Here is a 15459-nt window from a genome sequence, read left to right on the forward strand (position 1 = left end):
GAGTATCCCTCTGCCCCGGCTAAGGCTGAGTTTGTTAACCCGATGTTAAAATATTTTATAATTGTTGCCAATAATTCCTTTTTAATCTACTATTACCTTCCTTTGCATCAAGAAAGCCTCTGCGGTTCATTCAAAAAAACTAATTGACAAATCCAATAAAATTAGCATACCATTTACTCAAACATCTGAATATATGTTAAATAATTTTTACAATTCTTCTAAAATCTCAAAAAGAAACTGATGATAACTCAAACTCCATCCCTCAAAACCCTACCAACTAAAATTGGCGGAATAAACTGGGGGAACTGCGGCCAAACTGTAGAAGCAGGTCTGCCAAAATGGCCCGAAATTTCCGACATCAATCTAGTCTTGGCCACATAAATTTTCGTTGTCAATTGAACAGGGAATAGCAATTTCGACCTAAAATTTAAAAGTTAAAATTGCTTGCCGACTGTGTAGAGACAGCCAAAAATCCAGTATTTTTTCGCCCACTTGTTCTGGATAGAAGTGGTGAAAGAAATGCCTGCCGTCTGGACATTCCCAAAGTCGATCGCCTTTTTTCAGAAACTTAAGCCAGCGGCGCATGACAATAGGAGATACTACAAAGTCTGTCTTGCTACTGCATAACAACAAAGGTACTTCTACCCCCTCATCGGATAAATTGGTCGTACTAAATAACGAGTGAGGCGAAGGCGAAAGTGCTAAATCTTTTTCAAAATATGATACAAATCTTTGATTGATATACTGATTTTGTTCTCCCAGCATATCGCCAACCATTTGAGTTAAAATTTGTTCGCGACTCCAGGAAAAAGCAGAAAGATGTGTATAGTAATGAGCTTGCCAATTAATAGCAGATGGCAAGCCGACAGCTAAGAGTCCCAAAGAGCTGACTTTGTGAGGGTAGCGGCGGGCATACATTAAACCAATTAGTCCGCTGGTACTGTGACCGATTAGATGAATTGGGCGATTCCGCGCTTTCAAATAGTGATGTAGTAGCTCAACGGCGACATCTAAAGAACAAGCTTCATCTTGCGTTTGTTCGTATTCCCATATTTGTATTGGTACTGACTGATTTAGGTAGTTAAGGAGAGAAAGATTGAATAATTGCAAACTCGGACTGGCACTTAGCCACAGCACATCATCTGAAGTATATCTCATCACTTTCAAGTGGGAAATTGAGCTATTAATAATTTTAACTGGTTCCCAGGCTCTTCTTGGGAACCGATGTCCAAAGGCTTTGCCTCGCGGAGTAAAATTGGAGGCAGAGCCCCCCGATCTGCGTTACCAGGCCGATCCTGGTAACGAGTAATTGCAAAACCCGCCCACCATTAATCCTCGATCCCAAATTCTGTCTTGAGGTGAGATACCCAAGATTTTACCCGTGCTTCCGTCAGATCGGATTGGTTATCTTCATCAATAGCAAGACCCAAGAATTTCCCATCAACTACAGCTTTAGATTCATTAAAATCATAGCCGTCTACCGGCCAATAACCAACAGTTTCGCCGCCCTGTTCCGTGATTTTCTCAGCCAGAATGCCCATTGCATCCATAAAATTATCCGGGTAGCCATCTTGATCGCCAGTTCCCACATAAGCTACTTTTTGGCCGCTAAAATCAATATCATCAAGTTCTGAGAAAAAGCCTTCCCAGTCGCTTTGCAGTTCGCCGATATTCCAGGTTGGACAGGCGATAATCAGACATTCGTATTCAGCAAAATCATCATTTTCAATGCTGCCTATCTCGTGCAAAGTCACGATATCGCCACCAAATTCATCCCGAATCATTTCAGCGACAGACTCAGTTTTGCCAGTTGTAGTTCCGTAGAAAAGACCAATTGATTTCGACATGGTTACTCCGAAGGTGAAAGTTGACAGGGTTTGAGATTTATTTTTTTTGATTCAGGATTGGGCATTTCCTGCCTGCAATTCATGCAAAAACAGTAGACGCGATTGTGGCAAACCTGATAAATTAGGGAGTCAAGACAGCAAGGACACTGTTTTTTCATTGGGTTAAATTTGAAAATTCATCAACCAAGCGGACTCGCTCATATCGGGGTCTGCTTCGCAGTCAATTAGTAACAGATTCAGCGTCGTTTGTACTTTTAGACTGCGCGGGATGCCGGCGGGTACAAACACAAATACTCCTGGTTTTAAAGTGACTGTTCGATCGCACACCGTGAGAGTTCCCCCTCCTTCTAAGACGGCGAGGGTTACATCTTTGGAGTTATCGAGCTCAGGTATTTCGGAATTTTTACCCAAACTCATCAGTTTTTGGCTGTCGGCGGGTTGTCCGTCGCTGATTCGCGAGGCTGACGCGGAAACTATTGCTGCTGTCACGGTGATTGACCTCCAGGTACTATTAACTTCCGGCACTTATTGCAATTTATATTCAATAAGCTACCATGCAATTTAGATATATTGTCAAGAGGCAAACATTAAGATTTGTTACACAAGGCTGTAAAACTCGGTTTACACTCAGCACAAGCAGCCCCAAATTCACACGGGGCGGTGTTTTTGGATGTTCAGACAGCGCAGCGCCAGGGCTTAACGTAAAAAATAGTTGGTAATTATTTGCAGTTACTTCTTGAAAATACGTTTGTAGTGCGATCGCCAATATAGCAATTCTCAATTGCCCGCAATAGAGTAAGGATACGGCGTCGTGCCGTCTCCCTACGGAATAGGTGTATTGCACTCAAGAGGATAAGGTGTACCGCTGCGTGCGTACCCTAAAAAATGCAATAGAGGCGGGTTTTAGCCGGATTTGTCGATCGCAAAAATCCGTCTTCCACTCGCCCCTAATGACAACAGTTAACAATTAACTGACTAATTCTTCGCCCCAACGCCAACATACATAATCGACCGATCCTCATTAATTTTGATTTTAAACAACCCAGACTTTTTGTAATCCATATAGTTAGCTAGATTAGAGGTTAGAGTTTGAGATACTTGCTTGAAAATACCCGCCGAAGGAAACACCTGCTTTCCGCGTGTAAAATCTTCCCAAAACCCGTGCATTGCTGCTAACATAGCGCCAATTTCGCCAAACATATCAAAACCTTTAATTTCAATCTTGCCAAAACCAATATCCTGCATTACCACAGATAGTTCCTCCGGGGTAATAAATTTTTCCCAATCGTGAACGCCCCGCCTAATCTCCTGCAAAATATTTTCCATCAGCCCAATCATCACAATTTGCGAGGAAAAAGTTCGGTTAATTGTATCAAAAAAGAACAGTCCCCCAGGCTTGAGAATCCTGTGAACCTCCGACACAACTTTTTTGTAATCGGCGACGTGTTCCAAAACATCCACGCAGATTACAACATCAAAGGTATTGTCGTCGTAGGGCATATTTTCGGCAAAACCTTGCCTGTAGTCAATCTCAAAACCGCTGGTAACTGCGTGATTTTGAGCGGCTACAATACATTTCTCCGATCGATCTATTCCAGAAACAATAGCGCCTCTCTCGGCCATAAACTCGCAAGAAAAGCCGCCGCCGCACCCGACATCTAAGGTTTTCAGCCCTTGCCAATTAGTCGCGTGTCTGTCGAAAAACTCAAATCTGGGTTTGTTTAGATGGTATAAGGCATAAATTTTAGCATTTTCGTCCCACCAATTATCGGCATTTTCCTCATAAAATTCTAAATCATTTTTTACTTCTGTTTTCTGCACCATTTTACCAGTCCTGCTTAGTGGAAAATATAGATGGCGATTGCACTTTGGCTTGATTTTCTAGGACGCCCATCAACCTAATTTTTGTTAAAATTATGAGGTTTCGTGACGATTTCGCAGGCAGACACCGGGTTTCTGAATCCGCGCGCGTAAGTTCTATTTTCTCGTTAGTTGTGAATCGCCACAGTTTTTTATTATAATAGCTCTGGCATAAATTTCAACCAGATGGATCGCGTTTCTATTATCATCCCAGCCCTCAACGAAGCGACTTGTCTGCAACGCACCCTCCGCCAACTCAGCATCCTTAATCCTCCCGCTTGGGAAGTGTTGGTGGTAGACGGCGGCAGTCAAGACGACACAGCGGCGATCGCACTTTCCGCCGGCATCCGCGTTATTTCTAGCAGTACAGCCGGACGATCCCTGCAAATGAACTTAGGTGCTCAAGTCGCCACCGGTGAAATTCTGTGCTTTCTCCACGCCGATACTTTAGTTCCCGACGACATTGTAGCCGTCATCCAGAAAACCTTGTCCGATGCCGAAATTTCCGGCGGCGGGTTTATCTCCCTGATGGCTGGTTCGCAGCAAACAAGATGGGGTTTTTCCCTCCACAATTACCTGAAAACTTATTACGCGCCGCTGTTATTTCGACCTCATTTATTTTTCCAAGGATTGCGCCTGCTGTTTGGCGACCAAGTTATTTTTTGTCGCCGTACCGATTTTTGGGAATGCGAGGGTTTCGATGCTGCGCTGCCAATTATGGAGGAAGCGGATTTGTGTTTGAAGTTAGTGCGACGGGGGAGACTTAAGTTAGTCAATCGGGTAGTGGAAAGTAGCGATCGTCGAGTTGCGAATTGGGGCGAATTTAAAGCTATTGCGATTTATCTTTCGATTGGTTTTTTGTGGGGTTTTGGCGTTTCCCCAAGGTATCTCAAGCAGTTTTATGAAGACATCCGCTGAAACCGAAAATTTGATTAAATTCCCAAAATGTACGACCTGTAATTTTTGGGCAAAACTTTTTCCAACAGGTAAATAATCGCCCAACAACCTAACAAAGTCCCCGTAACTAAAAAGCCGAGCTTCAGCAGGGGATTTACCGGGTCAATAAACTTATAAAACACTAACAACACATATTTCAGTACTGTCGCATCCAGGAGATATATAGGGAATGAATAAGCAGCCAATATTTTGACTAACCCAGATACTCTACTGGGAAGTGCGATACTCTTAGAAAATGCGAGGATCGATAATACGAACAAAATTGCGTATCCTTGAGCAGATAGTTTAAAAAACGAGCGGAGAAACCATGCCTCCGAATTCACTCCACTTATCAGGTAATATTCCCAAATGCTCGCTAGATAAACAAGGATTGTTGCCCCTAAAATTGGCATTTTTTTCCGTTCGAGAACGGGTTGAATTCTGTCATACGAGCCTCCCAAAAATAGACCAGTTGAAAATGGCAAAATCCAACTAAAAATCCAGCGCTCCATCAAAGGTAGAGGTATTGATATGTATTGGAAAGCGGTTAAGTAGAAGAAGATTGTAAAAATTGCTTGAATTGTTAAGCCCAAAGCCAAAACTTTTCGGGGCTCTAAAAATCTTAATTTCACGAGAAGCCACCACCAGCCGTAGCATTGAACAATCACAACTATGAAGTAATAGGGAGGCATCACTGAACCAGTCAAGATATCTCTGAGTAATGAAAGTAAATCAAATTTTTGGATTTCTCCCAAATTATTTAAGATGTACAAAGCTACTGACCAAAACAGATAAGGGGGTATAATTTTGGACAGTCTTTTTTTGACTACCAGTGCGGGATTATTTTGATTTTCCAGTTTGTTGGTGAGAAAAAAACCGCTCAACAGTAAAAATGCAGGTACGCAAAATAGTTGAAATGTATCGATCGCCACAAATAAAATTCTGCGATCGCGAAATGCGAAGAACCCAGCATGAGTAATCACAACACTGACGATCGCTAAAGCTCGGAGCAAATCAAATTCAGCGAACCGATTAGAAACTTTTTGCATGGTAACAATTAGATTGTAAAAATTGGAATCAAATGAGGAATTTTTTGTCTGATCAGTTTTTACCAAACTCTAGCATAAAATGTTAAACTTGCTCCAATCTTCACAAAACTTATGTCTGCCAAAATAAGTCACCGAGTGCGGGGATTGAGGAATAAAGACTATAGAGACTATTGCGAAAAAAAATCTACCTAATTTAGGTAGATTTTTAGAAATGTTCAAGCAATGAGTTCACTGTTCGCTAACCGTTGTTGTGATGGATGTGCGACGCAGAAACACTATCCAACTGCTCGCGCCCGTTGCGAATCACGCGCAGCATATCGCTTAACTTGTGCTCGATATTATCGAGCACTTGGTCAGCATAATCATCGGCTCCGTTTTGAATTTCCTCGCATTCAGCCATCGCCCTGACTCTCATCTCTTCCAATTCCTCTTGAGCCTGGTAGCGAATTTGTTCGACTTCCGCCAGCGTGGCCTGCTGAATTGCCTCGCAGTCGAGCAAAACTTGCTGCCGCAACTGATCTGCCTCTATCTTCGCCTGCTGGAGCAGGCCCATATCGTTTAAAATTTCTGCTGCTCTCTGTTCTGCTGCTTCTATCACTTCCTGAGCGTAAAGTTCCGCCTCTTGAAGCAAGTCGTCCTTGTGCCGGATGATCGTCTCGGCTTCCTGAAAGGCGATCGGCAAATTTAGCCTCACCAAGTCTAACTGATCGAGCAACTGTTCTTCATCCACCAGAGTGCGTCTGGTCATAGGAATTCGGGGGCTGTCGAGAACAATTTCCTCAAGCCTGTTCAATTCCCGCTGGATGTCTACTCCTGCGGTTCGGGTGGGATCTCCGAAGACGGCTGTGTTCTGAGGTGATTCGTTCTCAGTGCCGCGTCCGGTAATGTCGGGTTCGATGCGAGTTGGTTCCTGCTGGCGTAACATTTGTAAATATCTAGGGCGACGTGTTTCGGAACAAGATGATCTACGGAGCCACCAAACTTGGCTATTTCTTTAACTACACTACTACTTAAAAAGCTGTACTCGTTAGAAGTTGCCAAAAAAACTGTTTCAATTTCACCCAGAAGGGTTTTATTGGTGTGGGCCATCTGGAGTTCCATTTCAAAATCTGTTAATACCCGGAGCCCCCGCAGCAGCACTTTGGCTTGTCGAATCTTAGCATAGTTTACTGTCAAACCCTCAAAACTGTCTACTTCTACGTTTGGCAAGTGTTGGGTAGAGCGCAGGATCTGCTCGATCCGTTCCTCTACGGTGAAGAGAGGGGTTTTGCTGGGGTTTCTGACTACGGTAACAATTACCCGATCGAACAGTTTAGATCCCCGCTCGATAATGTCTGCGTGACCGAAGGTAATGGGGTCAAAGCTGCCTGGATAGATTGCAATCACGAGTTTGGCTCAACGGAGTGGGGGGGAGTGGGGGAGTGGAGGAGTGGGGGAATGGGAGAGTGGGAGAGTGGGGCACTGGGAGAGTGGGAGAGTGGCCAAGCCGGAGATGTGGAAAATCTTCCTTCTTCCTTCTTCCTTCTTCTGACGGACATCGGACTGACATCCGTTACATCCGTTACATCCGTCGAGCGAATCCGTTGCCGAACTTCCTTCTTCCTTCTTGCCTCTACTTTTTCATGGAATGAGCTTTGTAGAAAGTTTCGAGGCTTTGCTTGTCGCCCACAAACCGCCAGTGCCAAGGCTCGTAACTGACGCCTTGGCGATTGTTTCTGGGGAAGGACATTTCAAAGCTGAAGGCGACGGCGTTGGCTTCTAACCACTTGAATGCTTCGGTATTTTCAAAACTGGGGCTGAGGTTGTGTTCCGGGGCGCTGCCGTCGCCGATGTCGATCGCATAACCGGTGTGGTGTTCGCTGTAACCTGGAGGAGCGCTGACTTCGGCTCGCTTGCTGGCGTTTTGCCTGCGTTCGGCTTTCACGTCAAAAAATACGTGCTGTTGGTCTTGCAGGGAGCGAAAGCCGGATATGGGAGCGAAATAGATGCCTGATGCTGCAGCGGCGTTGACCATTTCCTGATATTTTGCTGCTGCTGAGGAGCGGAGTTTGACGCTACCGTCGGAGGTGACGCTTACCAAGTCTTTGGCTGGTGCTTCTGGGTACGGCAAGTGTCCCAGCAGGTTTTCTGGGATTGCGGGGACTTTTGGAGTGGTAGCTGGACTCGGGACAGACGGAGACGCTGAACTTGTCGGCGCTGAGTCTTGTTGAGTTTGCTCTGCCTGACTGGTGGCTGGGAACAAGTTAAAGTTGAGGTGCAGCCATATGCTGACCCCAAAGGCTAGTGCGGCCAACCCTAGCAGTTTCCAAATCAGCCCTTTTTTCTTAGACTGACTCTGCCCTGCTTCTGGGTATGGGTGGTCTCGCACTGCTTCTGGAATTTCGTCGGCGACAAGCTCCGAGGCTTGCGCGGGTTTTCTTGACAGACTAGCGTTATCCAAGCCAGCTCCACTCCTGCACTTCAATAAGGCTCAACGTTACAAATTGTAGACCGATATGGGCGATCGAACAGCTACAATTGCCGCTGAGAGTATATCATCTCTTTCTGACCTCGCCCCGTCCCATCCGCCAACTCTCGCATTTGTTGCTTGGGCCCACAGTCGATCGTCCCTGCGAGGCCGAACTGGTTGGCGCTGGTAGCGCTGGTTTATTTTAAGTGTAATTTGTTACTGTTCCACAAAATCTAACAATTCTTCGATCGACACATCAAACGTCCGCGCCAATTTTAGCAGAGCACCGATGTCAGCCATTGCCATACCGGGCGATCGGGCATAACTTTTAACAGTATTGTAGGATACTCCAGAGCGATCGGCTACTTCCTTTAGCGTCCAGCCTTCCCTAGCAGCAAACTCTCTGATCCGCAATTTAACCAATTCGCCTCTTGACATCAGGGTGAAATTTCACCTCACACTATATATGAGATATAAAGCGCCGACCACCGCAACCGCAGGACGGGGCCTAATCTTCCACAACATCAAACAAATCTTCAATCAACAGGTCAAAAGTTCGAGCTAATTTTTGCAAATGAGTAACGTCAACCGTTGCTAACCCGGGCGAACGAGCATAATTCTTAAGCGTGCTGTAGTGAACTCCCGATCGCTCAGAAACCTCTGTCAAAGTCCAACCCTTCTCGGCAGCCAGCTCTCGAATCCGCAACTTAATCAATCCCATTTCTTGACAATAGGCCAGTATTGGCCTTAAAATATTTACATCATAAATAGCGATCGCCCCCCGGCCTCGAAAACTGAAGAGCGAACAGCTATTTATTCAAATGACCGACAATTTGGCATTCACCAACAAAAAGTAGGATTCACCAACAAAAAGTAGGATTCACCAACAAAAAGTAGGATTCACCCAAAATCAAGTCGCATTCACCCACAAAAGTCGGAGTCACCCCAAAAAAGTCGGATTCACCAACCATGATACCAAAACAAAACTCAGAAGCCAAGCAAATAAATCCACTCTCTCGCTTTGTAACCAAAGAAGCAGTTGCCAAAGTCTTGAAAGTCAAGCCAGAACAGATTCGGGACATTCGCTGCTGGGCTTACGTCATCCACGTTGTCGGAGTTGGGATTAGTCGGTTTGTCAGCTACGGAGATATGCCCCCAATTTTAGGAGTCGAACCGCCGACGCTGCAAGATTGCATTCGGTGGCGGAAACGCTGGAGAAGCAGCCAACATCAAGCACCGATATTTTGGGTAGATTTTTATGAGGGGAAATTTCGCCAGTCTCGTAGTGTGGAAGAACTCTACAACTGGGGCAAATTAGTAGGTAAGATTAAGCAAGGGTTGTTAGCATCCCAGGTAGAGGGGCTGCGGAATATTTATTGTGTGGTGAAAGAGTGTATTGAGGCTTGTTGAGTAGAGTTTGTTGAGCAAACCCCTTAACTAATTTTATTCGTGAGTAGCTCCATCTGGCATAATTGCACCAGTGAGTTTAACATTTCCCAAGTTTGCTCCTCCTATTTTTGCACCCGTTAAGTTAGCGCCAGATAAGTCTGCATAGTCTAATCTTGCTGCACGGATGTCTGCTGAAATTAGATCAGCACCACCCAGCTTTGCACCGTATAAATCAGCTTGCCGCAAGTCAGCTTCAGTTAAGTCTGCTGTGGTTAAATCAGCCTGAGACAATCTTGCATCGTTCAAGTTAACTTGTCTTAAATTAGATCGGCTCAAATTTGTGCCCTCTAGGTTTGCTCCCTGAAGTTTGGCCCCACTCAAATTCGCATCTCTCAAATTAGAACTATTCAATTGTGCAGAAATCAAATTAGCACCTTGTAAATTGGCTCCCATCAAGTTAACACTGCTCAAGTCCCTACCAGTTAGATCGACATTTGGCAGCGATACATAAGGAGCAATTAAGTAAGCGCCCGCTTTCACGGGATCGAAATCAGTAGGAAATAAAGTTGCTTCATTGTAAATCGCTCCTTGAAGCTGAACTCCTTTGAGATTTGCTCGATCGAGGTTAGCTTCTAAAAGGTTAGAATTACTCAGATTTGCATTTGTCAAATCAGCATTTTTAAAGTCTACTTTCCTTAAGTTTAGCCCGCTCAAGTTAGCTTCAGCCAGGTTGGCAGTTGTGAATTTTGGTTTTTGATAATTTTGGCTGAGTTGAGCGCCGCTGAGGTTTGCACCTTTCAAATTTGCTTCAGTAAAATTTGCATTTTCTAGTTTTGAGCCTCTTAAGCTTGCTTTGCTTAATTTGGCTTTTTCTAGTTTAGCTGATTGTAAATTAGCCTGAGCGAGGTTGGCATATATTAAATTTGCCCGCTCCAGATTGGCACTAGGTAAACTAGCCTGAGCAAGGTTGGCATTTACCAAGTTTGCTTGATGCAGATTCGCACTGGATAAATTAGCCTGAGAAAGGTTGGCGTTGACTAAGTTTGCCTGATGCAGATTGGTGCTGGATAAATTTGTATTCGAGAGATTAGCCATTGATAAATTAGCCTGACTAAAATTTGTGCCATCAAAACGTGCATCCCTCATATCTGCTCCCTTCAAAATTGCCCCACTAAGATTTACGGCCTGCCAAGTTGTACCAATCAAATTAGCTTTATTCAGATTAGCATTACTCAAATTAACACCAGAATTTAGACGCTTTCCACTCAAATCAGCACCAGATAAATTAATCCCTGTAAAATCTCTTTCTCCCTGAGTGCAACGCTCCCAAAACTCCTCAACGGCAACAACAGGTTCCAGACATTCCTCAGACTCATCCTCCGCATCCTCCCAGCTATCCTCTAAAGCAATATCTTCAGCATCCGGCGCCAATCCTTCCAAATAATCCGCTCTATCCAAGTAATCCGAACTCGCTACAAACCGCCTTTCTATCTCCTCCTCATTTAATACTTCGCTGCTGTCAAATCGCTCAATTAATTGCTTGACAATTTGGCAATCATTGGTGCGTATTCCCACTTCTTTCTCTGCAGTTTGGTCGCTATTCGTCAGCAAATTGTGACTGCCCAACATGGCAAAACTAGAATCACATACTAAAAAGTTTTCGTGAGTTCCCAATAAAGAGAGACAAAATTGATCGGGATATTCGCTTGCTAATTCTTGCAAATCTACTAAAGCATTGTAGCGCCATCCTTTGCCGATATTTTGCCGATCGCCCAGATAACCCCAGCCAATATTTATCAAGCATCCTCGGTTCAAACAATCCCTGAATTTTTGCAGCAATTCATCATTAATGCTGTTACAATTGAGCCAAGGGCACACAATAATCAGCCGCTCTTGAGCTAGTGATAGGGCTTCCACCAACACAGCGCGACTGTTGGGACGATCGCATACTAACTGATACTGAAAGTCTGACTTTTGCTTTTCTGTCTCGGTGTCAAGCTCGATGGGCTGCTCAGCAATGACAGACATATCGCCATTTCCCAAATCACACGGCTGTTGCAGGGACGCAACTTCAGCAGTCAAACTTTCTAGCATTTGCGGTTCAGGGCGATCGTTAAATCGCTGTTCCTGTGCCTCTAACTGTCGCTTAAGTTTGGCTAAATATTTTTTCAGAATAACTTGCTCTTCTTCAAGCTGCAATACTCTCGTGGCTATTGATACTAAATCGAGTTCGGTTTCTGACATAGTGCTACCCTAAAATCAAAAAAACTTAAAAAGCCCTGTTGGGGAAGTTAGCGCCTCATCAAATATTACCAACTTCCGCCAATTCAGCAGCACTAACAGAATCTTTCTCTTCCCCTTTATCCCCTTCATCAACCACAACAGATAACTTCAATCCCAAAGCATTTAGCCAACTTGCCAAAGCATAAATTGTCGCACTTCCTTCTCCCGACAACAAAATATCTAATTTTTCCAAATGCAATTTAGCATCTTCAGCAGACATATTTGGTTCGCCCAGAGCCTCAAATACATCTCGAAGCGATTTTCGCATTATTCCCATCTCTAAATCGCCTTCTTCCTCTTCTTCAAATATCAGTGAGAGGTAAGCAGCAGCATAATGTGGGTCTTTGAAATTGGAAATTTTAAAAGAATGATAACTATCACTCGTCGGCACTTTGGCGTCTTTCATAATCTCTCCAGTATTCCTGAGCTTTAACAATGTCTTGGTCTTGAGTGCTTTTATCTCCACCGCACAGGATAAGCACAATCGTAGATCCCGCTTGTCCAAAGTAGATTCGGTAGCCCGGGCCATAGTCAATCCTTAATTCCCAGACTCCTGCGCCAACTGAGCGATAGTCTCCTAAGTTGCCACCGCTAACCCGCTGAAGCCTTTTATCAATCCTAATTTTAGCGTTAACATCCCGCAGGGTTGTAAACCATTCTGCAAAGGGAACTGTGCCATTTTGTCTGATATAACGCTGAATATCTCTGGGTTGTACTTCCATAAAGTCGATCGAACTTGCACCCTCATCTTAATACCGGCGATCGCCCCGTATCCAACCTTGTTCACCTGGGCCAACTCAAAATCACCGATCAAAAAAAACTCTGCCGTCAGGCGTGGTGTAACGCTCAATTTCACGCTTGTTGCGCTTCCATAATCTTGATTCTAGCGACGATCGCACTCCAATCTTACAGCCGCGCTCGATCGCCCCTTGACTCCATGCGCTACAATTATTAAGAAATCTTTAGTTAGATCCGTTTAACGTTCCAGACGCATTATGAGTCTTCCCATTCGCAACGTCGCCATCATTGCTCACGTCGATCACGGCAAAACCACCCTTGTGGACGCTCTCCTCAGACAGTCCGGGATCTTCCGCGAAGGGGAAGAAATCCCAGATTGCGTCATGGACTCCAACGACATCGAGCGCGAGCGTGGCATTACCATCCTTTCCAAAAACACCGCCGTCAGGTACGGAGAAACCCTGATCAACATCGTCGATACCCCCGGACACGCGGACTTTGGCGGAGAAGTCGAACGAGTGCTCGGCATGGTTGACGGTTGTTTGCTGATCGTAGACGCAAACGAAGGCCCGATGCCGCAAACCCGGTTCGTGCTCAAAAAAGCCCTAGAAAAAGGACTGCGCCCGATCGTCTTTGTGAATAAGATCGATCGCGAGCGAGCAGACCCCCACAAAGCCGTCGATAAAGTTTTGGATCTGTTCCTCGAACTAGGTGCTGACGACGATCAGTGCGAATTTCCCTATCTCTTCGGTTCCGGCTTAAGCGGTTACGCCAAAAAACACCTCGAAGACGAAGGGGTAGATATGAAGCCCCTGTTTGAAGAAATCCTCGACCACGTACCGCCCCCCGTAGGCGACCCCAACAAGCCGCTGCAACTGCAAGTAACCACCTTAGATTACTCAGAATACGTCGGTCGTATCGTCATCGGTCGCATCCACAACGGCACGATTAGAATTGGTCAACAAGCAGTCTTAATCACAGAAAGTGGCGCGCTTGTCAAATCAAAAATTACCAAATTGATGGGCTTTGAAGGCCTGAAGCGGATTGATATCCCAGAATCTTCTGCTGGTAATCTTGTCGCCGTTGCTGGTTTTGCTGATGCGTATATTGGCGAGACAATTACCTGCCCCAACGACCCGCAAGCGCTGCCTTTAATCAAGGTAGACGAACCGACTTTGCAGATGACTTTCTCTGTGAACGATTCGCCGTTCTGCGGTCAAGAAGGTAGTTTGGTAACATCTCGGCAAATTCGCGATCGGCTAATGCGAGAACTCCAAACCAACGTCGCCTTGCGCGTCGAAGAAACCGACTCTCCCGACAAATTCCTCGTATCCGGCCGTGGCGAACTCCACCTCGGAATCCTGATCGAAAATATGCGTCGCGAAGGATACGAATTCCAAGTATCTCAACCGCAAGTAATCTTCCGCGAAGTCGGCGGTCGTCCCTGCGAACCTTTTGAATGTTTGGTGTTAGACGTACCCGAAGAAGCAGTCGGCGGCTGCATCGAACGCCTCGGTCAGCGGAAAGCAGAAATGCAAGATATGCACGTCAGCAGCACCGGTCGCACCCAAATCGAATTTTCAGTCCCCGCTCGCGGTTTGATTGGATTCCGAGGCGAGTTCATGCGCTTGACTCGCGGCGCTGGAATTATGAACCACAGCTTCCTCGACTATCGCCCTCTCGGTGGAGAAATTGTCGCCCGTCGCAACGGAGTATTGATTTCCTTTGAAGAAGGAGTTGCAACTACTTATTCACTGAAAAATGCTGAAGACCGCGGCGTGTTTTTCATTACCCCCGGAACCAAGGTTTACAGAGGGATGATTATCGGAGAAAACAACCGAGATGATGACATGGAGCTGAATATTTGCAAGTCGAAGCAGTTGACAAACCACCGCGCATCTGGTGGTGAAGAATTGGCGCAATTGCAAGCACCAGTCGATATGAGTTTGGAGCGCGCTTTGGAATACATCGGCCAGGATGAATTGGTGGAAGTAACACCACAATCTATTCGTTTGCGGAAGGTTTCTAAGAAGTTGGTCAAACGCTAAAAACAGTCTAGGGCTGGCAATTTTGCCAGCCCTTAGTGTCAACTTCAAACTATTGATTAAAGATATAGATCGATATACGCTAAATTTTGAATAATTCTGGTTCTATGTATTGATGGGTAGAAAACGCGATATTAAACAGGTTGATGCGATCGCTAAGGAGTTTAAGATGGGAGGTGAATTAAGGATTGCTTTTGGTTTATTCATTGAGGAAGAAAAGAAAAATGGTTATGGTGGAACTTTAAACCGTAGAGGCGATTTTACTTATGAAGAACTCCGCCAGAAAGCAAAAGAATTTTTAGAGGATATTTAAATGGCTATTCAAACATCTATTGCTAATCAGAAGCCAAATATAGAGCAAATTATTTCAGTCATTATTAAACCAATTATCGGAGAAATTTGTCATCAGGTTATATTTAGTTATGGGGATGAATTACGGCTAGATTTCGGTGAGATGTCTGCCTATACTCACCCAAAATTAGCACATCTATGCAAAGGTAGTTGGCAATTTGGCACAAGGGCAACACCTTGGGTTTTCAAGCAAGGCGATCGCATTTTAACTTCTTCCTTGCCAGTAGATATAGATGAGCTAGAAATAGATGAGGTAGAAATAGATGCTGTCAAAAAACTTTTGCAGCAATTGGAAAATAAAGAATTGATTGATTTTGTGATTTATGCTCATAATATTAGTCTCACTCTAGTTTTTGAGGGTGATTACCAACTAATTTTACAGCCAGATTTGCCAGATGATTCTGGACTTCCATATTGGGAATTGTTCATGCCAACAGAACAAGTTTTGACGGTTGGGCCTGGATTTTTTTGGGAATGTAAATCAATTCACGAACGTTATTGATATTAAATTA

The 15459-nt window shown here is 44.8% G+C and carries 20 protein-coding genes; 7 read left to right on the forward strand and 13 right to left on the reverse strand.

From position 1 onward, the window contains the following. Positions 1 to 240: 240 nt before the first annotated feature. Positions 241 to 381, forward strand: coding sequence for a hypothetical protein (locus tag QT992_RS25145; protein ID WP_333339226.1), 141 nt, complete (start codon positions 241 to 243; stop codon positions 379 to 381). Positions 382 to 420: 39 nt separating this feature from the next. On the opposite strand, the gene QT992_RS25150 is transcribed toward QT992_RS25145, so the two are convergent. From QT992_RS25150 to ubiG, 4 genes are all read right to left on the reverse strand, one after another. Continuing rightward, a complete protein-coding gene (locus tag QT992_RS25150; RefSeq protein ID WP_333339229.1) occupies positions 421 to 1158 on the reverse strand; it encodes an alpha/beta hydrolase in 738 nt (245 codons plus the stop codon). 170 nt (positions 1159 to 1328) lie between these two features. Then, positions 1329 to 1847, reverse strand: a complete 519-nt coding sequence (fldA, locus tag QT992_RS25155) for a flavodoxin FldA (RefSeq protein ID WP_333339232.1) — start codon at positions 1845 to 1847, stop codon at positions 1329 to 1331. Between the two features lie 162 nt (positions 1848 to 2009). Then, a complete protein-coding gene (locus QT992_RS25160) occupies positions 2010 to 2336 on the reverse strand; it encodes a cupin domain-containing protein (protein ID WP_333318068.1) in 327 nt (108 codons plus the stop codon). A 486-nt stretch (positions 2337 to 2822) separates the two neighbouring features. Further along, on the reverse strand, positions 2823 to 3671 hold the full coding sequence (gene ubiG, locus QT992_RS25165) for a bifunctional 2-polyprenyl-6-hydroxyphenol methylase/3-demethylubiquinol 3-O-methyltransferase UbiG (protein WP_333318070.1): 849 nt from the start codon (positions 3669 to 3671) through the stop codon (positions 2823 to 2825). Between the two features lie 222 nt (positions 3672 to 3893). Between ubiG and QT992_RS25170 the strand changes: the two genes are divergently transcribed. Beyond that, the gene (locus QT992_RS25170) at positions 3894 to 4625 is read left to right on the forward strand and encodes a TIGR04283 family arsenosugar biosynthesis glycosyltransferase (RefSeq protein ID WP_333339236.1); all 732 of its coding nucleotides are present in this window, start codon (positions 3894 to 3896) and stop codon (positions 4623 to 4625) included. Positions 4626 to 4639: 14 nt separating this feature from the next. Here QT992_RS25170 and QT992_RS25175 read toward each other — a convergent pair whose 3' ends face one another. The 6 genes from QT992_RS25175 to QT992_RS25200 all read right to left on the reverse strand — a co-directional run bounded on the left by QT992_RS25175 (position 4640) and on the right by QT992_RS25200 (position 8862). Then, positions 4640 to 5692: an acyltransferase gene (locus QT992_RS25175; RefSeq protein WP_333339239.1), complete on the reverse strand. Its 1053-nt coding sequence runs from the start codon at positions 5690 to 5692 to the stop codon at positions 4640 to 4642. Positions 5693 to 5930: 238 nt separating this feature from the next. Next, a complete protein-coding gene (locus tag QT992_RS25180; RefSeq protein ID WP_333318076.1) occupies positions 5931 to 6617 on the reverse strand; it encodes a DivIVA domain-containing protein in 687 nt (228 codons plus the stop codon). Continuing rightward, complete coding sequence (gene coaD, locus QT992_RS25185; protein ID WP_333318078.1) at positions 6500 to 7078, reverse strand: pantetheine-phosphate adenylyltransferase; 579 nt, start codon at positions 7076 to 7078, stop codon at positions 6500 to 6502. Before coaD ends, QT992_RS25180 begins: the two co-directional genes overlap by 118 nt. Before the next feature lie 226 nt (positions 7079 to 7304). Further along, positions 7305 to 8132 carry a M15 family metallopeptidase gene (locus tag QT992_RS25190; RefSeq protein ID WP_333318080.1) on the reverse strand — a complete coding sequence of 276 codons (828 nt, stop codon included), beginning with the start codon at positions 8130 to 8132 and terminating at the stop codon, positions 7305 to 7307. Between the two features lie 225 nt (positions 8133 to 8357). Further along, positions 8358 to 8579 carry a helix-turn-helix transcriptional regulator gene (locus QT992_RS25195; protein WP_333102590.1) on the reverse strand — a complete coding sequence of 74 codons (222 nt, stop codon included), beginning with the start codon at positions 8577 to 8579 and terminating at the stop codon, positions 8358 to 8360. 70 nt (positions 8580 to 8649) lie between these two features. After that, on the reverse strand, positions 8650 to 8862 hold the full coding sequence (locus tag QT992_RS25200; RefSeq protein WP_333055443.1) for a helix-turn-helix transcriptional regulator: 213 nt from the start codon (positions 8860 to 8862) through the stop codon (positions 8650 to 8652). Positions 8863 to 9110: 248 nt separating this feature from the next. Here QT992_RS25200 and QT992_RS25205 point away from each other — a divergent pair, with 248 nt between their 5' ends. Beyond that, positions 9111 to 9551, forward strand: a complete 441-nt coding sequence (locus tag QT992_RS25205) for a hypothetical protein (protein WP_333318082.1) — start codon at positions 9111 to 9113, stop codon at positions 9549 to 9551. A 33-nt stretch (positions 9552 to 9584) separates the two neighbouring features. Here the strand turns inward: QT992_RS25205 and QT992_RS25210 are convergent, their stop codons facing one another. From QT992_RS25210 to QT992_RS25220, 3 genes are read right to left on the reverse strand one after another with little or no spacing between them, the layout of a single operon-like run. Next, complete coding sequence (locus QT992_RS25210) at positions 9585 to 11774, reverse strand: pentapeptide repeat-containing protein (protein WP_333339244.1); 2190 nt, start codon at positions 11772 to 11774, stop codon at positions 9585 to 9587. 58 nt (positions 11775 to 11832) lie between these two features. Next, positions 11833 to 12219: a transcriptional regulator gene (locus QT992_RS25215; RefSeq protein ID WP_333339246.1), complete on the reverse strand. Its 387-nt coding sequence runs from the start codon at positions 12217 to 12219 to the stop codon at positions 11833 to 11835. Next, positions 12191 to 12535, reverse strand: a complete 345-nt coding sequence (locus tag QT992_RS25220; RefSeq protein ID WP_333247874.1) for a type II toxin-antitoxin system RelE/ParE family toxin — start codon at positions 12533 to 12535, stop codon at positions 12191 to 12193. The genes QT992_RS25215 and QT992_RS25220 overlap by 29 nt, the downstream gene beginning before the upstream one ends. A 14-nt stretch (positions 12536 to 12549) precedes the next feature. Here QT992_RS25220 and QT992_RS25225 point away from each other — a divergent pair, with 14 nt between their 5' ends. The 4 genes from QT992_RS25225 (at position 12550) to QT992_RS25240 (ending at position 15449) form a co-directional block, all read left to right on the forward strand. Next, complete coding sequence (locus tag QT992_RS25225; protein ID WP_333339249.1) at positions 12550 to 12768, forward strand: hypothetical protein; 219 nt, start codon at positions 12550 to 12552, stop codon at positions 12766 to 12768. Between the two features lie 40 nt (positions 12769 to 12808). After that, positions 12809 to 14599, forward strand: a complete 1791-nt coding sequence (typA, locus tag QT992_RS25230) for a translational GTPase TypA (protein WP_333168526.1) — start codon at positions 12809 to 12811, stop codon at positions 14597 to 14599. Positions 14600 to 14711: 112 nt separating this feature from the next. After that, positions 14712 to 14909: a hypothetical protein gene (locus tag QT992_RS25235; RefSeq protein WP_333152503.1), complete on the forward strand. Its 198-nt coding sequence runs from the start codon at positions 14712 to 14714 to the stop codon at positions 14907 to 14909. Then, positions 14910 to 15449: a hypothetical protein gene (locus QT992_RS25240; RefSeq protein WP_333339252.1), complete on the forward strand. Its 540-nt coding sequence runs from the start codon at positions 14910 to 14912 to the stop codon at positions 15447 to 15449. Positions 15450 to 15459: the final 10 nt, after the last annotated feature.

The sequence above is a fragment of the Microcoleus sp. T3_D1 genome (assembly GCF_036700405.1).
Taxonomy (GTDB): Bacteria; Cyanobacteriota; Cyanobacteriia; order Cyanobacteriales; family Microcoleaceae; genus Microcoleus.